We start from the raw sequence: 22,516 nt of genomic DNA, 5'->3' as shown, positions 1-22,516 counted from the left end.
AAAATTGACCATGAATTGATTGAGGCATTTTTGCACTCAATGGAAATGGATTTATATTACGCAGATTATAATCAAGAAGGTTACGAAGCCTATATTTATGGTTCGGCGGAGGTTGTGGGATTGATGTGTTTACGGGTTTTTTGTGAAGGAAATTTAGCCGAATACGATCGACTAAAAGCCGATGCAAAACGTTTGGGTTCTGCCTTTCAAAAGGTAAATTTTTTGAGAGATATTAAATCAGATTTTCAAGAAAGAGGACGTACTTATTTTCCCGATGTGGACTTTACTAACTTTACCTTGGAAGACAAAAAAGCGATTGAAAATGATATTCAAGCAGATTTTGATGCTGCCCTTCGTGGAATTTTAGAATTACCCAAAGGAGCAAAAGGAGGCGTTTATTTAGCTTACAAATACTATTTAAGATTGTTCGATAAAATCAAAAATTGTCCTGCCTCACGCATACAAAATGAGCGAATCAGAGTACCTGACTACCAAAAAATGACTTTATTGGCGAGTACATATTTTCAAATGAGACTTAATGTTTTGTAGATTCTTATAAAAATATTTTGATGATAAGAATCTACAAAAACTAAATTGCTGATGGCTATTTTAAAATTACCGTCAGTGGTTAAATAGTTTACTCAAATAACTCTCCATTTCCCCCAAACCCAACGCATTAAACGTCATATTGGCTAAAAGTCCACCCTTACGAGCCACTGCTACGCCATAGTGCATATCAAAATATCCTTCTTTTTCGTGGGCATCTGGATTGATAGAAAGCATTACATTTTTTTCTAAAGCGTACTGAATCCATCGCCAATCTAAGTCCAAACGATAAGGGCTTGCATTAATTTCTATCACTACGCCATTGGCAGCGCAGGCATCAATAACTTTCTGATAATCAATTGGATAGCCCGCACGAGACAATAAAATTCGACCCGTTGGATGCCCCAAAATGGTTGTATATGGATTTTCAATGGCCCCAATAATTCTGGACATTGCTTTTTCCTGATTCATCTTTAAATTTTGGTGAATTGATGCCACGATGTAATCAAAAGACTTCAACACATCATCGGCGTAATCCAAAGAACCATCGCCCAAAATATCCGATTCAATACCTTTCAAAATCTTAAAAGGTCGGTCGGTCATAGAGGCATATTTTTGATTGAGTGTATCAATTTCAGCGTGTTGTTCCCAAATTCTTTCCTCCGAAAGCCCTTTGGCATAAGAGGCCGTTTTTGAATGATCGGCGATTCCAAGATACTCAAAACCTAATTCCCGACAATAATCCGCCATTACTGCCAAAGTATGTTTGCCATCCGAATAAGTTGAGTGATTGTGTAAAATTCCTTTCAGTGAATCCCACGTAACTAATTCCTCAATTTGATGATTTTTAGACCATTCAAATTCAAAATTTCCTTCCCGCATTTCTGGAATAATATACGGCATATTTACACTCGCATAAATATCTTCTTCCGATTCAAAAACTTGTTTACTTAGTTGTTTATAAATTCCGTTAGTAGCCAAGTGTTTTTCGCCAGAAGAATAGATAAATACCTGATTTACAAATTGTTGTGGTGAACAAATCTGAATTTCTACGGGTATTTTTTTCTCTAAAAATTTTCCTCGCCAAGCAAAGGGAGAAGATCCTTTTTCATCTTGTTGAAGGTCAGGAAAGGCATTCAAAAACTGTTGAACTTCCCACGGTTTATGATGTCCAACCACTAACTGAATTGAATGGACAATTTCATTTTTACGACGAACATCTCCCACAATTTCCACTTGCTCAAACTGTTTTTCCAGCATATCAAGCAGAGTTTGGGCTAATTCTTCACCTTTTTCCATCCTCAATTTTCCAGTATTTGATTGTGCATAAAGGATTGATTCTTTGATCGTTGCTTGAATTTTATCGCCAAATCCTTTCAGTTTTGCCACTTCGCCATTTTCACAAGCCAAAAGTAATTCACGATTATCGGTAATGCCTAATTCTTGCCAAATAGCTCGTACTTTCTTTGGGCCAATGCCTTTTATTTGGAGCATTTCCAATAAACCTTCGGGTGTTTTTGCTAATAATTCCGTAAGTTCTTGACTTGTGCCAGTTCTACGGATTTCATCAATTTTACTCGCCACACTTTTTCCAACACTCGGCAAACCAGCGAGTTGTTCAACCGAAAGAACCATCAAATCAGCCGATTCTTTATCTAAGGCACGAGCCGCAAAGCTGAGATTTTTGATTTTAAACTCATTTTCATCGTGCAATTCAAGGAGTTTTACGGTTAATTCAAGGAGGGCAACAATTTCTTCGTTAGACATGGGATATTATATTGGATTAAAGAACAAATTTCTAAAAAAAAATACTTTTCCAATCTTTTTCAGTAAATTTAAACGATAAAAAAATAAAGATATGGAAGAAGTATTAGAACAGAAAAAAAATAAAGTCCATCAATTAATTAATACGATTGATGATGAAATGGAATTAGACTTTTTAGTAAATGCTTTTCAAAAATATGAAACTCAAAAGCATGGAAATATCTGGAATAGTTTAACAGAGGAGCAAAAACAGGGAGTTATAACGGCTGATATGGAGAGTGAAAATGAAGATAATTTAATAGATTTTGAAGATTTAAAGAAAATATGGCGTACAAAGTAAAAATTAATAAAAAGCCCTTCAAGATTTAGAAGATATTTCAACTTACATAAATGATACATTTGGAAATATTATTGCCAATGAGTTTAGGACTAAAATTTTAGATTCCATCTCTCTTCTTCAAGATTTTCCTCAAATTTGGAGTATTCAAAATAAAGAGCGAGGATATAGAGGGTTAGTCATTCATCGTTACACGACAATTATATATAAGTTTGTAAATCAGCAAGTTATAATTCTCAGGTTTTACGATAATTGACGAAAACCTTTATAATAATTAAATTAAATACGGATTGAACCTATAATACTTGAAGGTTCAATCCGTGTTCAATTTACACCTCAGCTACCGCTTCTTGTTCTGCTAAAACCTCCGTTACTGGTCTGAAATTACCTTTTTTTAACAATTCATTCTCTGGAATGTAAGGACAAACTTCCAAAATAGTGGTGATGTTGATATCCGTAATTTGGTAATCATTCAAGTTCCCTAAGTTCTTGGTCAAAGCTTCAAAAGCATCTTTTGGGTTTTCAGCATTGATTAACATGATATGAGGAGTTTTCTTTTCCTTCTGCGTTTTTTCATCAAAACTGATGTACTGAACCTTTGCTTTATACCAAATTTCAGAACCATTTTCTTCAAAAAATACCTCACTCAGTTTCATTTTTGTCAGATTTGTCAATTGAAAATCAGGGGTATTGCTCGCCACAATTTCAAACATTCTCGCTTCTGCTTCGGTGTATGAAACGGCATCTACCAAATATGCCTCATTAATTGTTTTTAAAGAACCCGCTTCGTCTTCTTTCTGATATCGTATTTTTCCTAAATACCAAGTTGCCATTGTTTTCGATGCGACCGTCGCTTCGGTTCGCTTTTAGATGTTTATTGTTCGGGAATTATTAAATTTAATTAGGTTTCAAAATCGAAAATCGACTAAAATCTATATTTTTACAAAATTATCAATAATGATACTAAAATTATACATCGTGCATCCTTTTTTTATAAATTGCATTTACTAATCAAACAACTACAACATGGCAACGACTTCCCTTCATCAAAATCTTTCTCTTGAACAAACAGGCACTTCCACCAAGCGTCTTTTGTTAGGAATTCCTTTGCAAATTTATGCAGTAGCCATCTGTTCGGCACTCGTAATTATTGGCGTGCAATGGGACATTGCTTGGCACATGAGCATCGGGCGAGACGGCCTTTTTTCTGCTCCGCACAATGCCATTTATTTGGGAGCGGCTTTGGCGGGTATTATTTCGGGTTACCAAGTTTTAAAAACTTCCTTCTGGGGAACATCCCAAGAAAAAGGCAAAATGGTCAACTTCTGGGGCATATTTTATAGCTCTTTGGGAGGAATGTTCTGTATTTGGGGTGGTTTTGGGGCGGCAACTTCGGCTCCTTTTGATGATTGGTGGCACGCAACTTATGGTTTGGACGTAAAGATTTTCTCACCTCCTCATGCGGTTTTAGGTTTGGGTTTAATTGCGATTCAAATTGGGGCAATGATTTCGGTTTTAGCAGTCTTAAATCGTAAAGAAAAATTATCGTATTTGTCTGATTCACAGAATATTAGTCGAAATATAAGGCTTCGTAATATTTTCATGTTTACGGCAGGATTAGTTGTGTTGACGGTTGGAACTTTCCTCACAGAATTTATGGGACGATGGAATATGCACCGTGATTCGTTCTATGAAATCGGTTGTTTTGCTTTCCCGATGTTTATTATTGCCTTTGCCAGAGCCAGTAAAATTAAATGGGGAGCCACCATCATTACGGTAATTTATATGATTGCGATGATTTGCATTAATGTAACGCTCCGACAATTTCCTGCCGAGCCACTTTTAGCGCCCGTTGCTAATCATATCACATTCTTCCAAACAACGGCATTTCCTTTATTATTGGTTTTTCCAGCGATGATTATCGACATGCTTCGTGAAAAATTTACGAGCACAAATGACTGGATTTTGGCAGTAATTTTGGGCTTAGGATTTTTCTTAACATTTATTGTTATCCAATATAATGCAGGAACATTTTTGAAAGAATCTCCTTTAGCCCGTAACTGGTTTTTTCAGTCTGATACTTTACCTTACAACAATCCTGCGAAAGCGGAATGGCGTTATAAATATACCGATGGACAAATCACAAAAGGATTTCAGAATTGGGCTATTGCTTGTTTAGTTGCCTCTTTTTTAGGGATTCTCTCAGCACGCATTGGCCTGCTTTGGGGCAATTGGATGAAGCGAGTGCAGCGTTGAAATAGTTTATAATTATCAATTAATAATAGTAGATAATCAACATTTAAGTGTCCGACAAGCGGATTCTTAAATGCTGATTACGACAAAACTATTAATTTTTCACTCTTCATTATTAATTAATCCTCCGCTCTTGAAAAATTTCATCCTAATATCATTCCTTTTTATTTCATTTTTCACCTGCGCACACGTGGGCAGTCCTGGTGTTGTGTATGAAGGGCAAGCGGGTAAATATACTTTGCAGGTGTACGTACAACCGCCCGATGTGATTCCTGGCACCGCCCAAGTAACCATTTATACCGATGGCAACGATATTGAACACATCCGAATCAAACCGATTTACTTTTGGTTTGGCGATGAAGGTTCACCCGTTTCGGAGGAAATTTTGCCCGTAGCTGGACAATATGGCAAATTTGAAGGCATTGTTTGGTTTATGATGTCCACCGCAGGCAGTGTAGAAGTGGAAGTTTCGGGCAAAAGAGGTACTGCAAAAATGATTGTTCCCGTAGCGGCAGTTTCTACGGCAAAGCGTTCGATGCCAGCGGGTTTGGGTTGGATTTTGGCCGCTTTAGGCGTGTTTTTGGTCGGCGTTCTCACCACTATTTTTGGCGCAAGTGTGAGCGATAGTTTGCAACCCATAGGTGAAAAAGCAACGCCTAAAACCATTCGCAAACGAGTGACAGGTTCGCTGGTGGGAGCGAGTTTTTGTGGACTGCTGTTGTTTATTGGTAATAATTGGTGGGGCGGACTTACGAAAGACTATCTCAATGATGTGTATAAACCTTACCGAGCCATCACAAAAGTGGTAAATGAAAATGGACAAGATGTATTGAAATTAACGATTGATAGTAACTCGGTATATAATCGTAAACTGAGCTATTTAATTCCTGACCACGGTAAACTGATGCACCTATTTTTGGTACGACAAGGCACAATGGATGCGTTTGCTCATCTTCATCCCGTGCGAAAAGATACGCTTAATTTTGAGGCAGTTTTACCCAATTTGCCCGCAGGGAAATATTTGTTATACGCCGATATTATGCGGTACATTGGCGGTTTTCAATACACCTTGACAGATACGGTTGAAATAAAAACTGCCGTTAACAATACCAAAATTCAAGACCCTGATGATACGTATGCCCTCACAACGGCTTTGAATGAAAAGAAAACGAATGTATTGGATGAAACTATTACCATTTGTGGAACGCCCGGTGTAAAAACCAAGCTCCATGATGGTTCAAGCATTGTTTGGGAGGCTGACCCTAAGAAATCCATGATGGCGGGACAGGTCTATGACTTAAACTTTTTAGTAGTTTCTCCGGATGGAAAAGAAGCAATTTTGCAACCCTATTTGGGCATGATGGGACACGCCGCCATCGTGAAAACGGACGGTTCAGTTTACATACACCTACACCCAACTGGTACGGTTTCGAGTACGTCCGTAGGGGTAATGCAAAAGCGAATTGCCGAGACTTCCGTGGAACCCTTTATTGCAACGCCAAAAGTTTTTAGGGACAGTGTTGACAAAGTTCTGACCAAAATCCAAACCATGCCCGAAGCGCAAAGAGACCAATTTCTGATGCCAAATATGAACCACAATACCAAAGAACACCACGGTGGCAGTGTAAAATTTCCCTACGTTTTTCCAACGGCTGGTAATTACAGAATTTGGCTACAAATTAAGCGAAATGGAAAGATTTTGACGGGGGTTTTTGATGCGGTGGTGATTTAGGATAAATATTAAATACATATCCCCCAATCAAAGACGGGAAAAACAGTTTCTTTTTATAAAATGAAGACAGGTAAATCTAAAAATCAAGCTAACCAATACGATAAAATATTTAAGGAAAACATAGAGGCTGTCATTCCCAGTTTGATGCAAAATATATTGGGTATCCATGCAGTTTTATCAGAAGAGCTACCCGATGATATTCAACATACAAAAGAAAGAAAACCAGATGTTTTAAAGAAAATAACTGATATTCAAGGAGATACGTTTGTTTTACAGATTGAATTTCAAGTTTCTGACGAGCCTGAGATGGTTTACAGAATGGCTGAATATAACGTTATGTTATTGAGACTTTACAAAATTCCTGTTCGTCAATTTGTAATTTTTCTTGGTAAAGGTAAACCCAAAATGACAACAGAATTGTTTAGTGGTGATTTAGCTTTCAAGTACCATTTACTATCAATCAAAACTATTGATTACAAAGTTTTTCTAAAATCTAATAAACCAGAAGAAATTGTTTTTGCTGTTTTGAGTAATTTTGGCTTAGAAAAACCAGAAAATGCCATTGGAACAATTATTCGTAAACTTGAAGAAACAACAAAGACAGAATTAACGTTAAAGAAATACTTACGTCAGTTGCGTATTTTAGCGGAATTGCGTAAATTAGATTATAAAATAGATGAAATCATGGAAAGTATAGCAAAATATGTAAATGAAGAAACTGATTATTTTGTCGTTAAGTCAAAGAAAAAAATCGTAGAAAACCTTCTCAGAGAAAGTAATTTATCATTAGATAGTATTGCTAAAATGGTTGGTGTAACAATTGATTTTGTAATAACTATTCAACAAAAAATCAGTATAAAGTAATACGTATCCATTTTAAAAGATAGAAAAACCTCAAAAGCCAAGTCTCCAAAAAGAAACTTGGCTTCTTAATTTCCTCCCTCCCCAATTTACCGCCCAAATAAAATTCCTACCGTCCATCCTTAAAATTCAATAAAATCTCCGTTTTAGCGTCTTCCCAGTCAAATAGCTTTTGTTATCCAATTATGACAACCACAGAACAAAATCGGGAAATTCAGGAAACTGTCCAAAGCGAACGAAAACGTTTGCTCGACTTTATTCGTCGCCGTGTGCCGTCTTCCGATGATGCCGATGATGTTCTGCAAGAGGTTTTCTACGAGTTAGTTGAAATGTATCGCCTTACCAAACCTGTTGAGCAAATGGTTTCGTGGTTATACATGGTGGCTCGGAATAAAATCAATGATTTATATCGGGGCAAAAAAACGGTTACGCTTGATTATCAACAGTTTATCAACGATGAAGAAGAGAAAATTTCATTTTTTGATATGCTTCCCGATAATTCAAACGCTGACCCAATGATGCAAGAAATGATTTTGGAAGCCCTATCGCAAGCCCTCCAAGAACTTCCCGCCGACCAAAGATTAGTCTTTGAATTGCATGAGTTGGAAGAAAAAAGTTTCAAGGAAATTGCCGAAATCACGGGGGTAAATATGAATACGTTACTCTCAAAAAAACGGCAAGCGGTTCAGTATTTGCGAGAACGATTACGCTATTTATATCAAGAAGTTTTTAACTAAATAAACATTTACAACGATGAGAGCATTTAAAATTTTAAAAGTAATAGCCTTCGTACTGTTCTTCGTAACGGTGGGTGGATTGGTGGTCATGAATTTGTGGAATTGGTTAATTCCCGCCATTTTCGGACTGAAAGTCATTAGTTTTACGCAAGCATTAGGCTTATTAGTGTTGTCAAAAATTTTGTTCGGAGGTGGAGGTTGGGGAGGCAATCGGATGCACTTTTGGAAAAATAAAATGGCCGAACGCATGAAAAATATGTCGCCCGAAGACCGTGAACGCATGAAAGCAAAATGGGGTGTACATTGGCGAGCAATGGGCGAAGAAAAAGCCGAATAACCTTTTGTTGTGTTACAGATTATATTTATTCTGATAGCGATTTAGAAGATTTGATGGGTGTTTTACGGAAGTTGTTGTCTTGAACGACGACTTCCGTTGAGACGTAGATACGTCTAACTAAACCTGTCGCCATTGAAAGTTATGACTTTGGTAGTCGAAATAAGCCCTTTTATTCCCATTTCGATTGAGAAATACAAAATCTACGGCATAAACTTGGGTTTCAATTACCGCAAAATTTTCACGGGCAAAATCTAATAATTCATCATTAACCGATAGTTGATTTATCTCTACTAATTCGGGAGTATCTATAAAACTGCCCGGTTTTTGTATGGTTGTATAACACATTCTGCTTGATAATCTTGATTTTTCCCAAGCCAATTTCGCAACTGCATTGTTGCGGTGAACAACTGCTTTTGCATACATTCTCAATTGAACTTTCAATATTTTATCGTAAAACAACCAGCTTACGGAATTATTGACTTGTAATTGCTCAATTTTCATAGAGCGAATGTCAGTATTAAATGAAAGTGTTTTTGTGAAAACATCAATATTTCTAAGAATTACGGTTCTCTGTTCGGGAATATTACCATTGACTGTAGCGATAACTCCTTCATGAAAAGGCGTATTAGCAGAGTTGGAGGATTGGACTAACAGTTCCCAAATTTGTGCTTCAATATCTTTGAGATTGTTATTATGAAATATATTATTCATATTTTGAGTGTACAAGGATTGGAGTCAAGGAAAATAAAAAAATAACCTCGAAATTTAGTTTATTGTTCACGATGGATTTTACGAACGATGGTTAACGTAACTCACAAGCTCAGATTTCTGTTGAAAATCCACAAAATTGCCTGGCATGAAATTTTATCTATATTCATGAGTCGGATTTTCCGACTCATGAACATCACGCTCTAAATGGTAAAACAATGGAAAGTATTGAAAAAATACACATCGAAAACAAACCTACCATTGCCCAAAACATTGGCAGATTATTATTAGGCAGTTTTCTGACTTATACGGGTATTGGCCACATGACATTTTTGAGAAAAGAATTTTTGGCCCAAGTCCCACCGTGGTTACCGATTGCACCCGATACGGTAGTTTTATTGTCGGGCGTAGCTGAAATTGGCTTGGGTTTATCATTGCTTTTGGTTTCAAAACAGCGTAAGGAAGTTGGATGGGTAGCAGCGGCTTTTTTAGTGGCGGTTTTTCCAGGAAATATTGCTCAATTGGTGGAACATCGAGATGCTTTTGGACTAAATTCAGATACTGCCCGTTGGCTTAGACTTCCGATGCAACCCGCTTTGATTGCCTTAGCTTTGTGGTCGACGGGAGCATGGCAATCTTGGAGAAAGAATAAATAATCGTTTTTAATAATTCATTGCAAGCCAAATTTTCCTAAACAAAATGGGAGAATTTGGCTTTTGTATTTGTAGTCATATTCGCTCAATTTCTGGGAAATTTATTGAATTAAAGTCTTTAAGTTGGGTGATTTAGAGGAGTATTTGTAAATTAGAGAAAAGAAAAATACTGTCAACATATTAAAACTTTAATAAAACGTACCAAAATGAAAAAAATGAAATTCTTATCCTTTTTGATGCTCATCGCAACCACTTCGTTTGCTCAATTGAATAATCCTCCCGCTTTAAGTGCCATTCGGACGGAGGACTTGAAAAAAGATTTATACGCCTTAGCGGATGCCCATTACAACGGTCGATCGGCGGGAACGTTGGATGAATTGAAAGCATCCATGTGGCTTGGCGAACAATACAGAGCCATCGGACTGAAACCTGCGGGTGATGATGGTACTTATTTTCAGTATTTTACCCTTTGGCGAAATCATCTCGCTGATAATTCAAGTATTCTGATAAATGACAAACTGCTGACCCTTTGGAAAGATGTTTCGGTTTCGCAAATGGCCAATATTAATCTAAATGCGCCGATTGTTTATTTAGGAAATGCTTTAGAAATTGATACTAATAAAATTGATGTGAAAGGAAAAGTTGTGGCGATTGAGGCTAATCCGAAGGGAATAAACATGAACGTTTCCTTGCCTACGTGGCGATACAGCCGTTCTATCTACGTAAAATATGGTTTACCGATGTTAAAAAAAGGAGCCATTGCCATCATTTTTGTTGCCGATGAAACCGCCGAAAAAGCGTGGGAAGACGCCAACGAAAATTTTGAAAGAGGCAATTATGACATCGACGGCGGTGTAAATGTGAGCGTAACCACCAAAGTGCCAGTTTTGTGGCTACACGCTTCGGCTAAGGAATCATTACAACAAAATAATGCTACGATAAAGGCAAATTTAATTATCTCGAAATACGCTTATCCTTCCGTGAATATTGTGGGCAAAATTGAGGGAACGGATGCAAAATTGAAGTCAGAATATCTACTGTACAGCGGACATACGGATGCCCACGGAATCAGAAATATGATTAAGAATGACTCCATTTATTACGGTGCCGATGATAATGGAAGCGTAGATGTGGCGATGCTTGCCAATGCGAGGGCTTTTGTGAAAAATCCCGCTAAGCGTTCGGTTTTGTTTGTCATTCACGGAGCGGAGGAGCGGGGATTGTTGGGTTCTCGGTATTATTCTTCGCATCCAACCGTGCCAATTAGCAATATTGTGGCAGTTTTGAATGGTGATATGATTGGTAGAAATAACGCTGACAGTGCGGCAGTTTTGGGTACTACGTCTCCGCACAGAAACTCACTCGATTTGGTAAAGATGACCTTGGATGCGAATCAAGAGGGACCAAAATTTAAGTTAGATACTGAGTGGGACAAAGTAACGCACGTTGAAGGTTGGTATTTTAGAAGTGACCATTTGCCCTACGCACGTTTGGGAATTCCATCGGTCATGTACACAACGCTGCTGCACGAAGATTATCATACGCCACAGGACAGTGCCGAAAATATTAATTATCCAAAATTGAAAAAAATGGCCGATTGGATGTACCGAACGGGTTGGAAAGTAGCAAATACTGAAAAACGCCCTGCCACAGATGCAGGATTCAAATTAGAAAGATAGATTCAATAAAACCCTTAAAAGCCAAGCTTAGCTATTTCCCACAGCTAAACTTGGCTTTTTTTATGACGGAAGTCTCTCTACTGTTGACTCATGTGGATGCGCTTTAGAAAAATTATAACTAAATACTTTTCTATTTTTAAATCATTTAATTATGGAATGAATGATATTACCTCGCTTAGTCTTTTAAAACCTGTAATTTTTTTCATGCCACAATTTTCAGGTAAAACACCTTTCAATTTATAGTTTGATAATGATTATTTTACTACTCCAATAGAGCAAAATACCAATTTTATAAATCGGACTTGAATTGACGTTGAAATACGGATTAAACCACCTCTAAAATCTCTTCCTGTTTAACTTGCCCGCCTTGTACTTTCAAATTCCTCGACATATAACTATACACCGCAGGAATGATATAAAGCGTCAAAGTTGTGGCAAATAACATTCCGCCCACCACGGCAATTCCCATCGAAACACGACTTTGTGAACCAGCACCCAAAGCCAAAGCAATCGGTAAAATCCCCAACACGGTACAGAGCGAAGTCATTAAAATTGGTCTGAAACGGGCTACGGCTGCTTCTTTGGCGGCTTGCATTTTATTACTTCCCAATTCTTTTCGTTGATTGGCAAATTCCACAATTAAAATACCATTTTTTGTCACCAAGCCCACCAAAACGATAATCCCAATTTGGGAGAAAATATTTAGCGTTTGACTAAAATCCCAAAGCGAAAGCAAAGCACCCGCAACCGCTAAAGGAACGGTCAAAAGGATAATTAATGGATCCACAAAACTCTCAAATTGCGCTGCCAAAATCAAGTAAATTAATATCAAAGCCAACGCAAAAGCAAAAACTAAAGAAGAGGAAGAATCTTTAAATTCCTTCGACTGTCCATCGTAAGCAGTTGAAAATGAGTTGTCTAAAACTTCCTTGCCAATTTTGTCCATTTCGTCCAACGCTTCCCCCAAGGTAACACCTTTCGCTGCTTGTGCTTGGATGGTTGCGGCCACATAACGGTTATATCTGAATAATTGAGGGGGCGTACTTTCTTCGGTTATTTTTACTAAATTATCCAACTGAATCAACTCGCCACGGTTGCTTTTTACGTACAATGAACGTAAATCAGCCACATCATTTCTTTCTGGACGGTCGATTTGTCCAATAATTTGATACTGTTTTCCATTCATTAAGAAATAACCAAATCGTCGGCCTGAAAGCCCTAATTGAAGTGTTTGAGCGACATCTTGAATGGAAACACCCAAATTTTGTGCCTTTTCACGGTTAATTTCTAAACGTAATTCGGGTTTTGTGAATTTTAAATTTACATCCGCAATTTCAAATTTTGGTGATTCTCGAACCTTCGCCATAAACTCTGGAATTACTTTTTTGAGTTTATCAAAATTAACCGCTTGGATCACAAATTGAATCGGCAAACCTCCTCCACGTTGTCCCGTTTGAATCGTTGGTTCTTGCACCACAAACATTTTAGCACCCGTATATTTTTTTAATTTTGGTTGAATTTCATCCACAATTGCTTGTTGAGATCTGCGTGAGGTATCATTCAATACTACCCTGATTGCCCCCGTATTTGCGGCTCCGTTTCCGAAAGGCGGAGAAGTGATGGTGATTACCCCACGACGTTCTTTTTCGGATAATTCTGTTAACATCAACTTGCCAATTTCATCCGTAATGCCCAACATATATTCAAATGTTGCTCCTTCTGGACCCGTTGCTGTAATTCTAAAACCGCCCCTGTCTTCCATAGGCGCCAATTCTGAGGGAATGGCATCAAATTTAAACATTGCATATATAATTCCAATGAACGAAACCACCAAGACCCAAGCGAACCAACGAATGCGTAAAAATCCAGTCAATGAGTTCTCATAAGCACGAGTTAATCCTTGAAAAAACGGCTCGGTTACTCGATAAAACCACGGTTGGTGATGACCACCTCGCAAGATTTTTGAGCTTAACATCGGCGTTAAAGTCAGCGAAACGAAGGCGGAGATAATGACAGAACCAGCCACCACAATACCGAATTCACGGAATAATCGTCCCGTTATTCCTTGTAAGAAAATTACGGGCAAAAATACCGCTGCCAAGGTCACCGTTGTGGAAATAACGGCAAAATAAATCTCCTTTGACCCTTGCAAAGACGCATCCCAGGGCGACATTCCTTCTTCAATTTTGGCATAAATATTTTCTAAAACTACAATCGCATCATCAACCACGAGTCCAATCGAAAGGACAATGCCTAATAATGTCAGTACATTGATGGAAAAGCCCATAACGTACATAATGAAAAATACGCCAATTAAAGAAACAGGAATTGCCGTGAGTGGAATTAACGTTGAACGCCAATCTCTCAGAAATATGAAAATAATCAAAGCAACCAGTGCAATGGCGATAAAGATAGTTTCTTCCACTTCCGTGATGGAACGCCTTACGTATTGCGTATAATCCAAACCCAAAGTTATTTCAACATCATCAGGAATTGTACTTTGAATTTGTACTAATTTTTTCTTAATATCATTCACAATTTGAATCTGATTTGCCCCTGGTTGTGGAATTACTGCCACTGCGACCATCGGAACCATATCCCGTTTAAAGAACGTTTTTTCATTCTCGGGCGCTAATTCTGTATGACCTACATCGCTGAATTTCACCACTTTATCTCCTTCTTCTCGTAAAATTAAATTGTCAAAATCTTGCGGCGTTATCAAACGACCTTGCGTTCTAACGGTCAATTCTGTCATGGCTCCTTCAATACTTCCAGAGGGTAATTCTATATTTTGTTTATTCAACGCATTCACGATATCGGGAGCGGTCAAACGATAAGACGACAATTTTACGGGGTCAATTCTTAACCGCATGGCATACTTTTTCTCGCCCCAAATTTGTACGGAACTTACCCCCGTAACGGTTTGAAATTTCTCTTTGATATTACGAGTTACGATTTCATTCAAATCCAACAAATCACGTTTTTCTGATTTTACGTTAATAAAATAGATGGGATTTGAATCGGCATCGGCTTTTGCGACTACGGGTGGGTCAATGTCTTTCGGTAGATTCGCCAAAGAACGAGCCACACGATCACGAACATCATTAGCAGCATCTTCGATATCAACGGCTAAATCAAATTCAACCGAAATGGTTGATCGCCCATCACGACTTGATGAAGTAAGGGTACGAATTCCCGCAATTCCGTTGATGGATTCCTCTAAAGGTTCAGTAATTTGCGACTCAATGATGTCGGCATTTGCTCCAGTGTAATTCGTCTGAACTGTCACTACGGGTGGGTCAACGCTCGGGAATTCCCTTATTCCCAGATAAGTATAACCAATTATCCCAAAAAGAATAATTAGAATCGACATCACTACCGCCAATACGGGGCGTTTGATGGAGGTTTCAGAAATGGATGCCATAGTTTAAATAATTATTAATAAAGGTATGATGGTTAGTTAAATTAGGTTGATATTTGTACAGGGTAGGAGCGTGGGAGAGAGATATTTTTGACGCAAATTACTTAACCATACGCTCAACAGCATTATTTATTCGTTCTGAACAAGAAGCTAAAGACCAGTTTTCTTTCACATTATCCTTCGCAAAATCAGCAATTTTTTTTCGTAATTCTTGGTTTTCAGTTAGTTGTAAAATGTATTGGGCAATTTCTTGAGGGTTTTGATTTACCAAAAAACCGTTTTTGCCGTGGATAATGGTTTCTCTTACACCACCTTCTGCCACCGCAATTACGGGTGTTCCGCAGGCATTTGCTTCGAGTGGGGCAAAGCCAAAAGGTTCAAGATTTGAAGAATATACCATACAAATAGCGCCACTCAACAATTCTACTAATTGCGTATCGGATACCATTTTCTTGACTTCCAGTACGACTTCCAAGGAACGAGCTAACTCAACCATTTCAATCCAATATTTATCGTCAACCATGTTACCAATCCACAATAATTTTGGACGGTTTCCTTTCAATGCTCCTACTGAACGAATCACTAATTCTGGATTTTTATGACTGTAAAAACCACCCAAGCCTACGACGTAAGCATTTGATTCTGATGTTTTTGTGGGTTTAAATAGTGTATTATCTACGCCTAAATAGCAAACTTCTGAAAGTAAACCGTAAGCTCTTTTACAGCTTTCCATCGAGAAATAAGAGTTTACTAAAACCTTATCGAATGCTTGGAAATTTTTACGTTCTTCTCGTACATAAACTCTGTATTTGTTGGTTCTCCAAGTGTTACTAAAAAAATATTCCCAAAATTTATACGTATTTTTATTACTTACTGCTACTGGAGCCTCCCATATTTGTTCAGGCATCGCCTCATATAAATACCGATTCGGTTCTCCTAAATACAATAATTTTGGAATCGTCACGAAATGACTAATAAAAGGAACGCCATAATAAATGCAACTATTTGCGAAGAGTACATCAAACCCTCCTTGATTTATTTCCAAAGCACATTCTTTGCAATGGCTTTCCATGGCTTTCATGTTGCCATCTTTTTCAAAGAAAATCGAAGCAAACCTTTCTCTTAGTGAAGAGTGATGCTCATTATATTTTAGCGGAATTTTATGCAATTTTACGCTCGAAGGTAAGTGCATAAACCCACCCGCATCTGGATCATCAGCCCAGATTTCGACGTGATGCCCTTTCTCCACTAATCCACAAATATGATACTGTAAAGCACGACTTCCTCCGCCACTATGCAAATTATGCCACACAGCTATTTTCATACGTTTATTTTTGAATTAACCTATTGATAATTTGTAATGGTGGTTGTGTATGATAAAAATAACGTTTTAAAATTAATGGCTTATTCGGGGACTCAAATGTCTAAATTTTTATCTTTTACTGTCTACTTAATCACCTCTCTTATATCGACTTCCCCATCGGGTTTTACTTGCATGATACCCGTCGTAATAAGTGTATCTCCCGCCGATAATCCCGATAGTACTTCAACATTTTTATCGCCACGAGTTCCTAATTGCACTTTTACTGACATTGCTTTACCATTCTTCACCAAGAATACTTTATTCCCTTTTTGTTCTGGGATAATGGCTTCCGTTGGAATCATAATCGCTGAACCTTTACTTTTTAACACTAATTCTACCCTTGCAAAAGAGCCTGGAATTAATTTATGTGTAGGATTTGGGGCAATGGCTCGAATTTGTAGGGTACGAGTATCAGGGTCAATTTTAGGGTCGATGGCATAAACAGTGCCAACAAAATTCTGTTCCGAATTTTCAACGGAAAAATCAATTTTGCTGCCAACCCGAACAATAGATGAATATTTTGCCGGAATGGCAAATTCTATTTTTGCAGGATTGGTATTGGTTAAAGTGGCTATTTTTGTGGTGGGAGAAATATAACTTCCTAAACTAACAAACCGAAACCCAATGATTCCATCGAAAGGAGCTTTGAGTGTCATTTTTTGAATTTGAGCCGATAAATCTTCCATATCCGCCGAAACTGTATTTACCGAATTTACGGCAATATCATATTCTCGCTGGCTAATGGCCTCTTTTTCAAGAAGTCTCTTTTGGCGAGCTTCATTATCTTCCGCTAATTTTTTATTGTACCCTAATTTTTTCAAACGTGCCTGCAAATCTTCGTCATTGATATGAAGCAACGTTGTTCCCTTTCTCACCAAATCCCCTTCTTTAATATTTAACGTCACAATCCTACCCGATATTTCACTTCTTATTTCTACTTCTTCATTCGGTAAAATTGTTCCATTCGAGTTCACCAAGTCATCAAGACGGATTGGCGTTACCACGGTAACAATCACGGATGTTTTACCACCTTTTGCTTTTGTGACTAATTCTTTATTCTCTTTTTCGTCTTTCGGTTTAAAAAATGCTTTTAATTTGGGGTAAAATATTCCCGCTACGATTAAAAGTATAATTAATACAGTTATAATATTTTTAGTGATTTTTGACATTGAATTATGGCATTAATGAAAATTTTCACCGAAAATACGCAATAATTTACGCTATTCAATGGTATAATTTACTTTTTGGAAACTACACATATTTTATTTTCATTTTACAAAATAGAATAATCACGTATTTTATCACCATTAATGTCTTATTAAGTTGATTTATAGACCGACACATTTTATTTTACCAGATTTATCCCAGTTTTAACGTCTTTTTCTTTTTGTCTTGTTACAAAAAGAAACCGAAGCGTCGGTCGCAAAAAAATCAAGAAATTCCGCAACCCGCCGGGCGTCGGTCGCTACGTTCAAACAGCGGAATTTCGAGTCGGACTGCGAAGTTTCCAAAAGTATCTTTCTAAAAATTAAGTTGAAAGATTATTATATTCTTCAATAATATTTTTTAATTTAGTTTTTAACTCATCATCACTATTTTCGTAAAATAATTCATCAATTTTTTTTTCAGTTATACTATTATTTAATATTGTGGATTTAGCATTTTTAATTTTAGGATGATAGGTATTAACCATAATTTCATTGTAATTCAATAATTCCTCATGTAATTTTTCGCCTGAACGCATTCCAACATATTGAATTTTTATCTTATTTCCTGAAAGTTCAATCATTTTATTGGCAATTTCTGTTATTTTTATAGGTTTACCCATATCAAATACGAAGACTTCACCTCCCATGCCCATTGTTGCTGATTCCAATACAAACTGACCTGCCTCTGGAATTGTTATGAAATATCGGGTAATCTCTGGGTCTGTAATTGTGACAGGACCTCCTGCTTCTATTTGCTTTCTAAATAGTGGGATGACTGAACCATTTGATTCTACCACATTTCCAAAACGTGTTATGATAAATTTTGTCTTGTTTCCTGATTTGTCATTTTTAGTTTGTAGATACATTTCCGCCATCTTTTTTGTTATACCCATTACACTGCTTGGATTAACGGCTTTATCGGTAGAAATCATTATAAATTTGGATACCCTATATTTAATTGACAATTTCGCTAATATCCGAGTACCGCCAATATTAACTTTTACAGCTTCATAAGGATTATCTTCCATCAATGGAACGTGCTTATAGGCGGCTGCGTGAAAAACAGTTTCTGGTTGTGATTGTCTAAAAACACTACTCATTCTTATTTCATCCGTTATATTACCAATAATAATTTTGACAATTGTAGCCTTAGAAATCTGGTTTTGAATCTCAAATGATAAATCATAAAGACCAGATTCTGATTGATCAATTAGAATGATTTCACTCGGTTCATATTTTAATACTTGTTTAACGATTTCACTTCCAATTGAGCCTGCAGCACCTGTAACTAATATAGTTTTCCCTTTTATTTCATGGATAGTTAATGGATTTTGAATGTTTGTGATACTTCTTCCTAATAAGGTTTCAATATTTATATTCATATTTTTTGACTTGTGGTGACGTACTCTGTAGAATGGGATTAATGTTACAAATTTTTAATGCAGTATTGATTTATGTGTATCCGATATTTTTGTCAATTTTACTTTTATGGCTACATACAAAATAGTTAGTATCATTATCATTAAGATTCCTATTTTCAATTGAAATGCAGGGCTTTGTGCTAAATTTAATATTAAAACTATACAAATCACAAGTTGAATAATCATGTATGTCATCGATATAATTAAATGATTAACTTTTAGTCTGTCGGCAATAATTTGGAATAAATGGTTACGATGAGGCTCAAAAATATTCTCTCTCAATATGACTCTATGAAGTATTGTTAAACTACTATCAATACCATATACCGCTAAGAAAAGTATATATGTTGGGTTATGATCTTTCAAAATCAATTTCATCAGTAAAAATGAAATTATGAATCCAATCGAAATACTGCCTATATCTCCGGCAAAGCAAATTGCTTTATTTCTGAAATTGAAAAAAGAGAATACTAATAGGCCCAAGAATGTATAAATAATATAATTTTCGTCAATAAACTTCAAATGATTGTTATTGATAAACCATAAACTTCCAACTACCACAATACTGTTGCCTACTGTCATTCCATTAATACCATCCATAAAATTACAGGCGTTGATCGATCCAATAATTAAGATAAATACCAATAAAATCAACCATAAGTTATTGGATAAATATTCTAACTCAATTAATAACAAACTTGTTCCTATGAAATGAATAAATAAGCGGTAAGAAATTGATAGACCAGCTATGTCATCCCAAAAACTAATAAATGATACCAGCGTAAGTCCAACAAAAAAATAAGGGTAATTAAAATTTGAGTTTAGAAAATGCAGCAATATTCCCATCCAAAAAATAATTCCTCCCCCACGAACAACATTTACACTGTGTGAACTCCTATCATTTTTTACATCAAATATATTCAAATTTGTGGCAAATTGAATATATAAAATTTCCGCAATGAAAAGTATGGAGAAGACTAATAAAACCATTTTAGTAGAATAATGATTTAAAATTAATGCTACTTTGAGTAAAAAGTATAAAGCCCAAACAATTAATTTGTTTAGGCTTTGTCAAGGAAGTATTTGAGCTTATTCCACTATTTCTTAGACAATTTTTTTGATACTGCACCCGTGTCAGTTTTCAAGGTATAAATATAAGTACCCGATATAGTACCATCGCCTGAATACTTAATGGAATGATTTCCTTCCGAAACTTCTTGATTATCCACTAAAGTAGCAATCGTCATTCCAATAATATTTGTGATTGATAAGGTTACTTTTCCCGCTTTAGGTACGTAATATTGAATCTCTACTGATGTTTCAAATGGATTTGGATATGCGTACATACTTACTTTATCGCTTGATTCAGCACCGGAAATTCTTGAAGAAGATTCGATTTTACCAATACTTGCCTTAAAATTTGAACCATTTTTTGCCGTAAACCCTGGTAATAATTTTACGGATTTTCCAGCTTCATAATGTACTTTTGAATCTTCGCTAACCACGTTCGTTGCACTGATTGTTTCAGTTGCTACTTCGTGTTTGGTAGCTCTATTAATGTTATCAGTAATTTTTAAAGAAGCATCTTGCGCAGAAGCAACTCTCCCTGATATCACGAAAAGAAACATTCCAACTATTCTGAAATAATTTTTCATCTGTTTTCTTTTTTTGCAACCACATAGAGAATATAGTAAACATAGATAACACTACCATTATATCTCTAATCAGTTTTTTTTGGTAATTGAAAATAATTAAATAATTTTAGATAATCAGGGAATTCACATCTTCATTTCTATTGAATTCTATGTTACCTAAATCTCTATGTGGTTACTTCTTTCTCAATTTACTAACCTTTTGTTTCAAAGACTTCAATTCTGCTGCTTGCGCATTATTTGCTTTCTTCATTTCCAACAAATACAACGTTAATTCTTCAACTTTCTCTAATAATTTAATATCAGTTTTACCTAAATTGTTACCATTGATAGCCATTTCAGTAGCACTTGGAACGTTCGGCAGATGACCGTTGATGGCAATGAATTTCTCAACTTCTCCCAAAGTCATGCGTTTGTAGTTTGGTTTGAAAACATAATCAGGCCAAGTTTCCGAACCTTCCACTTTCACGTTTACTTCTTTCGATAAAACGCCACCCTTCACGATTAAGGCATTACCATCTAAACCACTTCCTTTGATCACCACACCATTGGTACTATTATTATACAAATAACCATCCGATTCTTTCCAATTCTCAGCTACTGGACCACCAACGCTTGAGGTTGTTGCACCACTTAATGCTACTAAAATTACATTTCCTGTACCATCAACACTCAATACTTTTCCTGCGTAAGAAGAATTACTTACTGCAGCGTCTGAACCATTAAGGTTAGCAAACTTTAAGCCAGAAGTACGTGTTGCCCCAAAACCAGAACCAGTTATTGTTGTTGCATTATTACCTAAAACGATTGTATTTGATACTGAGGCAGTTGCATTCGCTCCGATAACTGTAGTGTTTGCAAGAGAACTACCTGCTTGAGAATTATAACCAATAATAGTGTTATCTGAGCCTGTAGTATTTCTATTACTAGGATTTCCAAAATCAGCTCCCGCTTCTGCTCCAATAAATACATTTCGAGAACCACCTGTATTATACTTACCTGTATTTGTTCCAATAAATAGGTTATTTGTTCCACCAACATTATCATATCCAGAGAAAGCACCAAGAAAAGTATTTCTATCTGCTATTGTTTTATAACCAGCGGAACTTCCCATGAAAATATTATACGAACCTGTTAAATTAGAATATCCTGCATCTGTACCAATTACAGTATTTTCTGCTCCAGCAGTATTGTTACGACCAGAGTTAGTTCCTAAAAAGATATTATTTGCACCCCCTACGTTTGCACCTCCTGCAAAAGAACCTAAGAACATATTTTTGTTGCCTGATCCATTTAAGAAACCCGCTTTTTCACCTACAAACACATTATATTGACCACTTGAGGTTGTATTTCCAGCATTTGGACCAACATAAAGAGAGCCATTTTTCACGCCCAAAGTTTTTACACCCCCAATCTTAAAAACGCTGTCACTTGGAATGTTTACATTTCCTGCTACCTCCACATTATTAGTAATATTTAAAGGCTGTCCTGTTGGTGCAGTAATAGTTTGTCCTATAGCTGATAAACAAAGTACATTGCCTATTAAGCCTAAAAGTAATTTTCCTTTCATGATTATAAATTATTATATTTTAAATTTTATATTTTCTTGAATCAATATTACTAATTAATAAATGCTAAACAAAATTTAATAAAATCTATGATTTATATAATTTATTATTCGGTTTCATTACTCAATAAGCATTCTCATCCCCGTTAATAACTATCCAAACCGTTGAGAAAAGTATCTTAATATCCATGGCTAAAGACCAATTTTCAATATACCAAATATCACATTCAAAACGTTTCCAAATTCTTTTTCTATTCTCGTTTTCATCGGCAGAATC

At 36.4% G+C, this 22,516-nt stretch carries 20 protein-coding genes and 1 pseudogene; 10 read left to right on the top strand and 11 right to left on the bottom strand.

Going from position 1 to position 22,516, the window contains the following annotated elements:
- On the top strand, nt 1-549 hold a 549-nt coding region (locus AC1W31_RS16475), incomplete at its 5' end, for a phytoene/squalene synthase family protein (RefSeq protein ID WP_481735579.1).
- Nucleotides 550-621: 72 nt separating this feature from the next.
- Here the strand turns inward: AC1W31_RS16475 and AC1W31_RS16470 are convergent.
- Nucleotides 622-2,313 (bottom strand): PHP domain-containing protein, encoded by a 1,692-nt coding sequence (locus AC1W31_RS16470; RefSeq protein WP_481735578.1) that lies wholly within the window; start codon nt 2,311-2,313, stop codon nt 622-624.
- A gap of 91 nt (nt 2,314-2,404) precedes the next feature.
- On the opposite strand from AC1W31_RS16470, the gene AC1W31_RS16465 reads away from it, so the two are divergent.
- Together AC1W31_RS16465 and AC1W31_RS16460 are read left to right on the top strand one after the other, a co-directional pair.
- Nucleotides 2,405-2,650, top strand: a complete 246-nt coding sequence (locus AC1W31_RS16465) for a hypothetical protein (RefSeq protein WP_481735577.1) — start codon at nt 2,405-2,407, stop codon at nt 2,648-2,650.
- 22 nt (nt 2,651-2,672) lie between these two features.
- Nucleotides 2,673-2,903, top strand: a pseudogene (locus tag AC1W31_RS16460) (type II toxin-antitoxin system RelE/ParE family toxin); the annotation flags it as partial.
- A 73-nt stretch (nt 2,904-2,976) separates the two neighbouring features.
- On the opposite strand, the gene AC1W31_RS16455 reads toward AC1W31_RS16460, so the two are convergent.
- The gene (locus AC1W31_RS16455) at nt 2,977-3,480 is read right to left on the bottom strand and encodes a DUF4494 domain-containing protein (protein ID WP_481735576.1); all 504 of its coding nucleotides are present in this window, start codon (nt 3,478-3,480) and stop codon (nt 2,977-2,979) included.
- A 193-nt stretch (nt 3,481-3,673) separates the two neighbouring features.
- Here AC1W31_RS16455 and AC1W31_RS16450 point away from each other — a divergent pair, with 193 nt between their 5' ends.
- The 5 genes from AC1W31_RS16450 to AC1W31_RS16430 all read left to right on the top strand — a co-directional run bounded on the left by AC1W31_RS16450 (nt 3,674) and on the right by AC1W31_RS16430 (nt 8,567).
- Nucleotides 3,674-4,903: a hypothetical protein gene (locus tag AC1W31_RS16450; protein WP_481735575.1), complete on the top strand. Its 1,230-nt coding sequence runs from the start codon at nt 3,674-3,676 to the stop codon at nt 4,901-4,903.
- 130 nt (nt 4,904-5,033) lie between these two features.
- Nucleotides 5,034-6,632 carry a hypothetical protein gene (locus AC1W31_RS16445; protein ID WP_481735574.1) on the top strand — a complete coding sequence of 533 codons (1,599 nt, stop codon included), beginning with the start codon at nt 5,034-5,036 and terminating at the stop codon, nt 6,630-6,632.
- A 60-nt stretch (nt 6,633-6,692) separates the two neighbouring features.
- The gene (locus AC1W31_RS16440; protein ID WP_481735573.1) at nt 6,693-7,496 is read left to right on the top strand and encodes an RpnC/YadD family protein; all 804 of its coding nucleotides are present in this window, start codon (nt 6,693-6,695) and stop codon (nt 7,494-7,496) included.
- A gap of 182 nt (nt 7,497-7,678) precedes the next feature.
- Complete coding sequence (locus AC1W31_RS16435) at nt 7,679-8,230, top strand: RNA polymerase sigma factor (RefSeq protein ID WP_481735572.1); 552 nt, start codon at nt 7,679-7,681, stop codon at nt 8,228-8,230.
- A gap of 16 nt (nt 8,231-8,246) precedes the next feature.
- Nucleotides 8,247-8,567 carry a hypothetical protein gene (locus AC1W31_RS16430; RefSeq protein WP_481735571.1) on the top strand — a complete coding sequence of 107 codons (321 nt, stop codon included), beginning with the start codon at nt 8,247-8,249 and terminating at the stop codon, nt 8,565-8,567.
- 117 nt (nt 8,568-8,684) lie between these two features.
- On the opposite strand, the gene AC1W31_RS16425 is transcribed toward AC1W31_RS16430, so the two are convergent.
- A complete protein-coding gene (locus tag AC1W31_RS16425; RefSeq protein WP_481735570.1) occupies nt 8,685-9,278 on the bottom strand; it encodes a PNPOx family protein in 594 nt (197 codons plus the stop codon).
- Nucleotides 9,279-9,493: 215 nt separating this feature from the next.
- Between AC1W31_RS16425 and AC1W31_RS16420 the strand changes: the two genes are divergently transcribed.
- Both AC1W31_RS16420 and AC1W31_RS16415 read left to right on the top strand, forming a co-directional pair.
- Entirely contained in the window at nt 9,494-9,931 is a 438-nt protein-coding gene (locus AC1W31_RS16420) for a DoxX family protein (RefSeq protein WP_481735569.1), read from the top strand.
- A 212-nt stretch (nt 9,932-10,143) separates the two neighbouring features.
- A complete protein-coding gene (locus tag AC1W31_RS16415) occupies nt 10,144-11,607 on the top strand; it encodes a M28 family peptidase (protein WP_481735568.1) in 1,464 nt (487 codons plus the stop codon).
- A gap of 325 nt (nt 11,608-11,932) precedes the next feature.
- Here AC1W31_RS16415 and AC1W31_RS16410 read toward each other — a convergent pair whose 3' ends face one another.
- From AC1W31_RS16410 to AC1W31_RS16375, 8 genes are all read right to left on the bottom strand, one after another.
- On the bottom strand, nt 11,933-15,031 hold the full coding sequence (locus AC1W31_RS16410; protein ID WP_481735567.1) for an efflux RND transporter permease subunit: 3,099 nt from the start codon (nt 15,029-15,031) through the stop codon (nt 11,933-11,935).
- A gap of 97 nt (nt 15,032-15,128) precedes the next feature.
- Nucleotides 15,129-16,352, bottom strand: a complete 1,224-nt coding sequence (locus AC1W31_RS16405; RefSeq protein ID WP_481735566.1) for a glycosyltransferase family 4 protein — start codon at nt 16,350-16,352, stop codon at nt 15,129-15,131.
- A gap of 122 nt (nt 16,353-16,474) precedes the next feature.
- Complete coding sequence (locus tag AC1W31_RS16400; protein ID WP_481735565.1) at nt 16,475-17,560, bottom strand: efflux RND transporter periplasmic adaptor subunit; 1,086 nt, start codon at nt 17,558-17,560, stop codon at nt 16,475-16,477.
- 359 nt (nt 17,561-17,919) lie between these two features.
- Nucleotides 17,920-18,981, bottom strand: coding sequence for a UDP-N-acetylglucosamine 4,6-dehydratase family protein (locus AC1W31_RS16395; protein WP_481735564.1), 1,062 nt, complete (start codon nt 18,979-18,981; stop codon nt 17,920-17,922).
- A 54-nt stretch (nt 18,982-19,035) separates the two neighbouring features.
- Nucleotides 19,036-20,010 carry an MraY family glycosyltransferase gene (locus AC1W31_RS16390; RefSeq protein ID WP_481735563.1) on the bottom strand — a complete coding sequence of 325 codons (975 nt, stop codon included), beginning with the start codon at nt 20,008-20,010 and terminating at the stop codon, nt 19,036-19,038.
- 107 nt (nt 20,011-20,117) lie between these two features.
- On the bottom strand, nt 20,118-20,675 hold the full coding sequence (locus tag AC1W31_RS16385) for a T9SS type A sorting domain-containing protein (protein ID WP_481735562.1): 558 nt from the start codon (nt 20,673-20,675) through the stop codon (nt 20,118-20,120).
- 172 nt (nt 20,676-20,847) lie between these two features.
- Nucleotides 20,848-22,242, bottom strand: a complete 1,395-nt coding sequence (locus AC1W31_RS16380) for a hypothetical protein (RefSeq protein ID WP_481735561.1) — start codon at nt 22,240-22,242, stop codon at nt 20,848-20,850.
- Between the two features lie 121 nt (nt 22,243-22,363).
- A complete protein-coding gene (locus AC1W31_RS16375) occupies nt 22,364-22,483 on the bottom strand; it encodes a sugar transferase (protein WP_481735580.1) in 120 nt (39 codons plus the stop codon).
- Nucleotides 22,484-22,516 lie beyond the last annotated feature (33 nt).

It is taken from the genome of Arcicella sp. (assembly GCF_964672035.1).
Note: the sequence above shows the minus strand (reverse complement) of the source record. Positions and strands in the feature narration are given on the sequence as shown.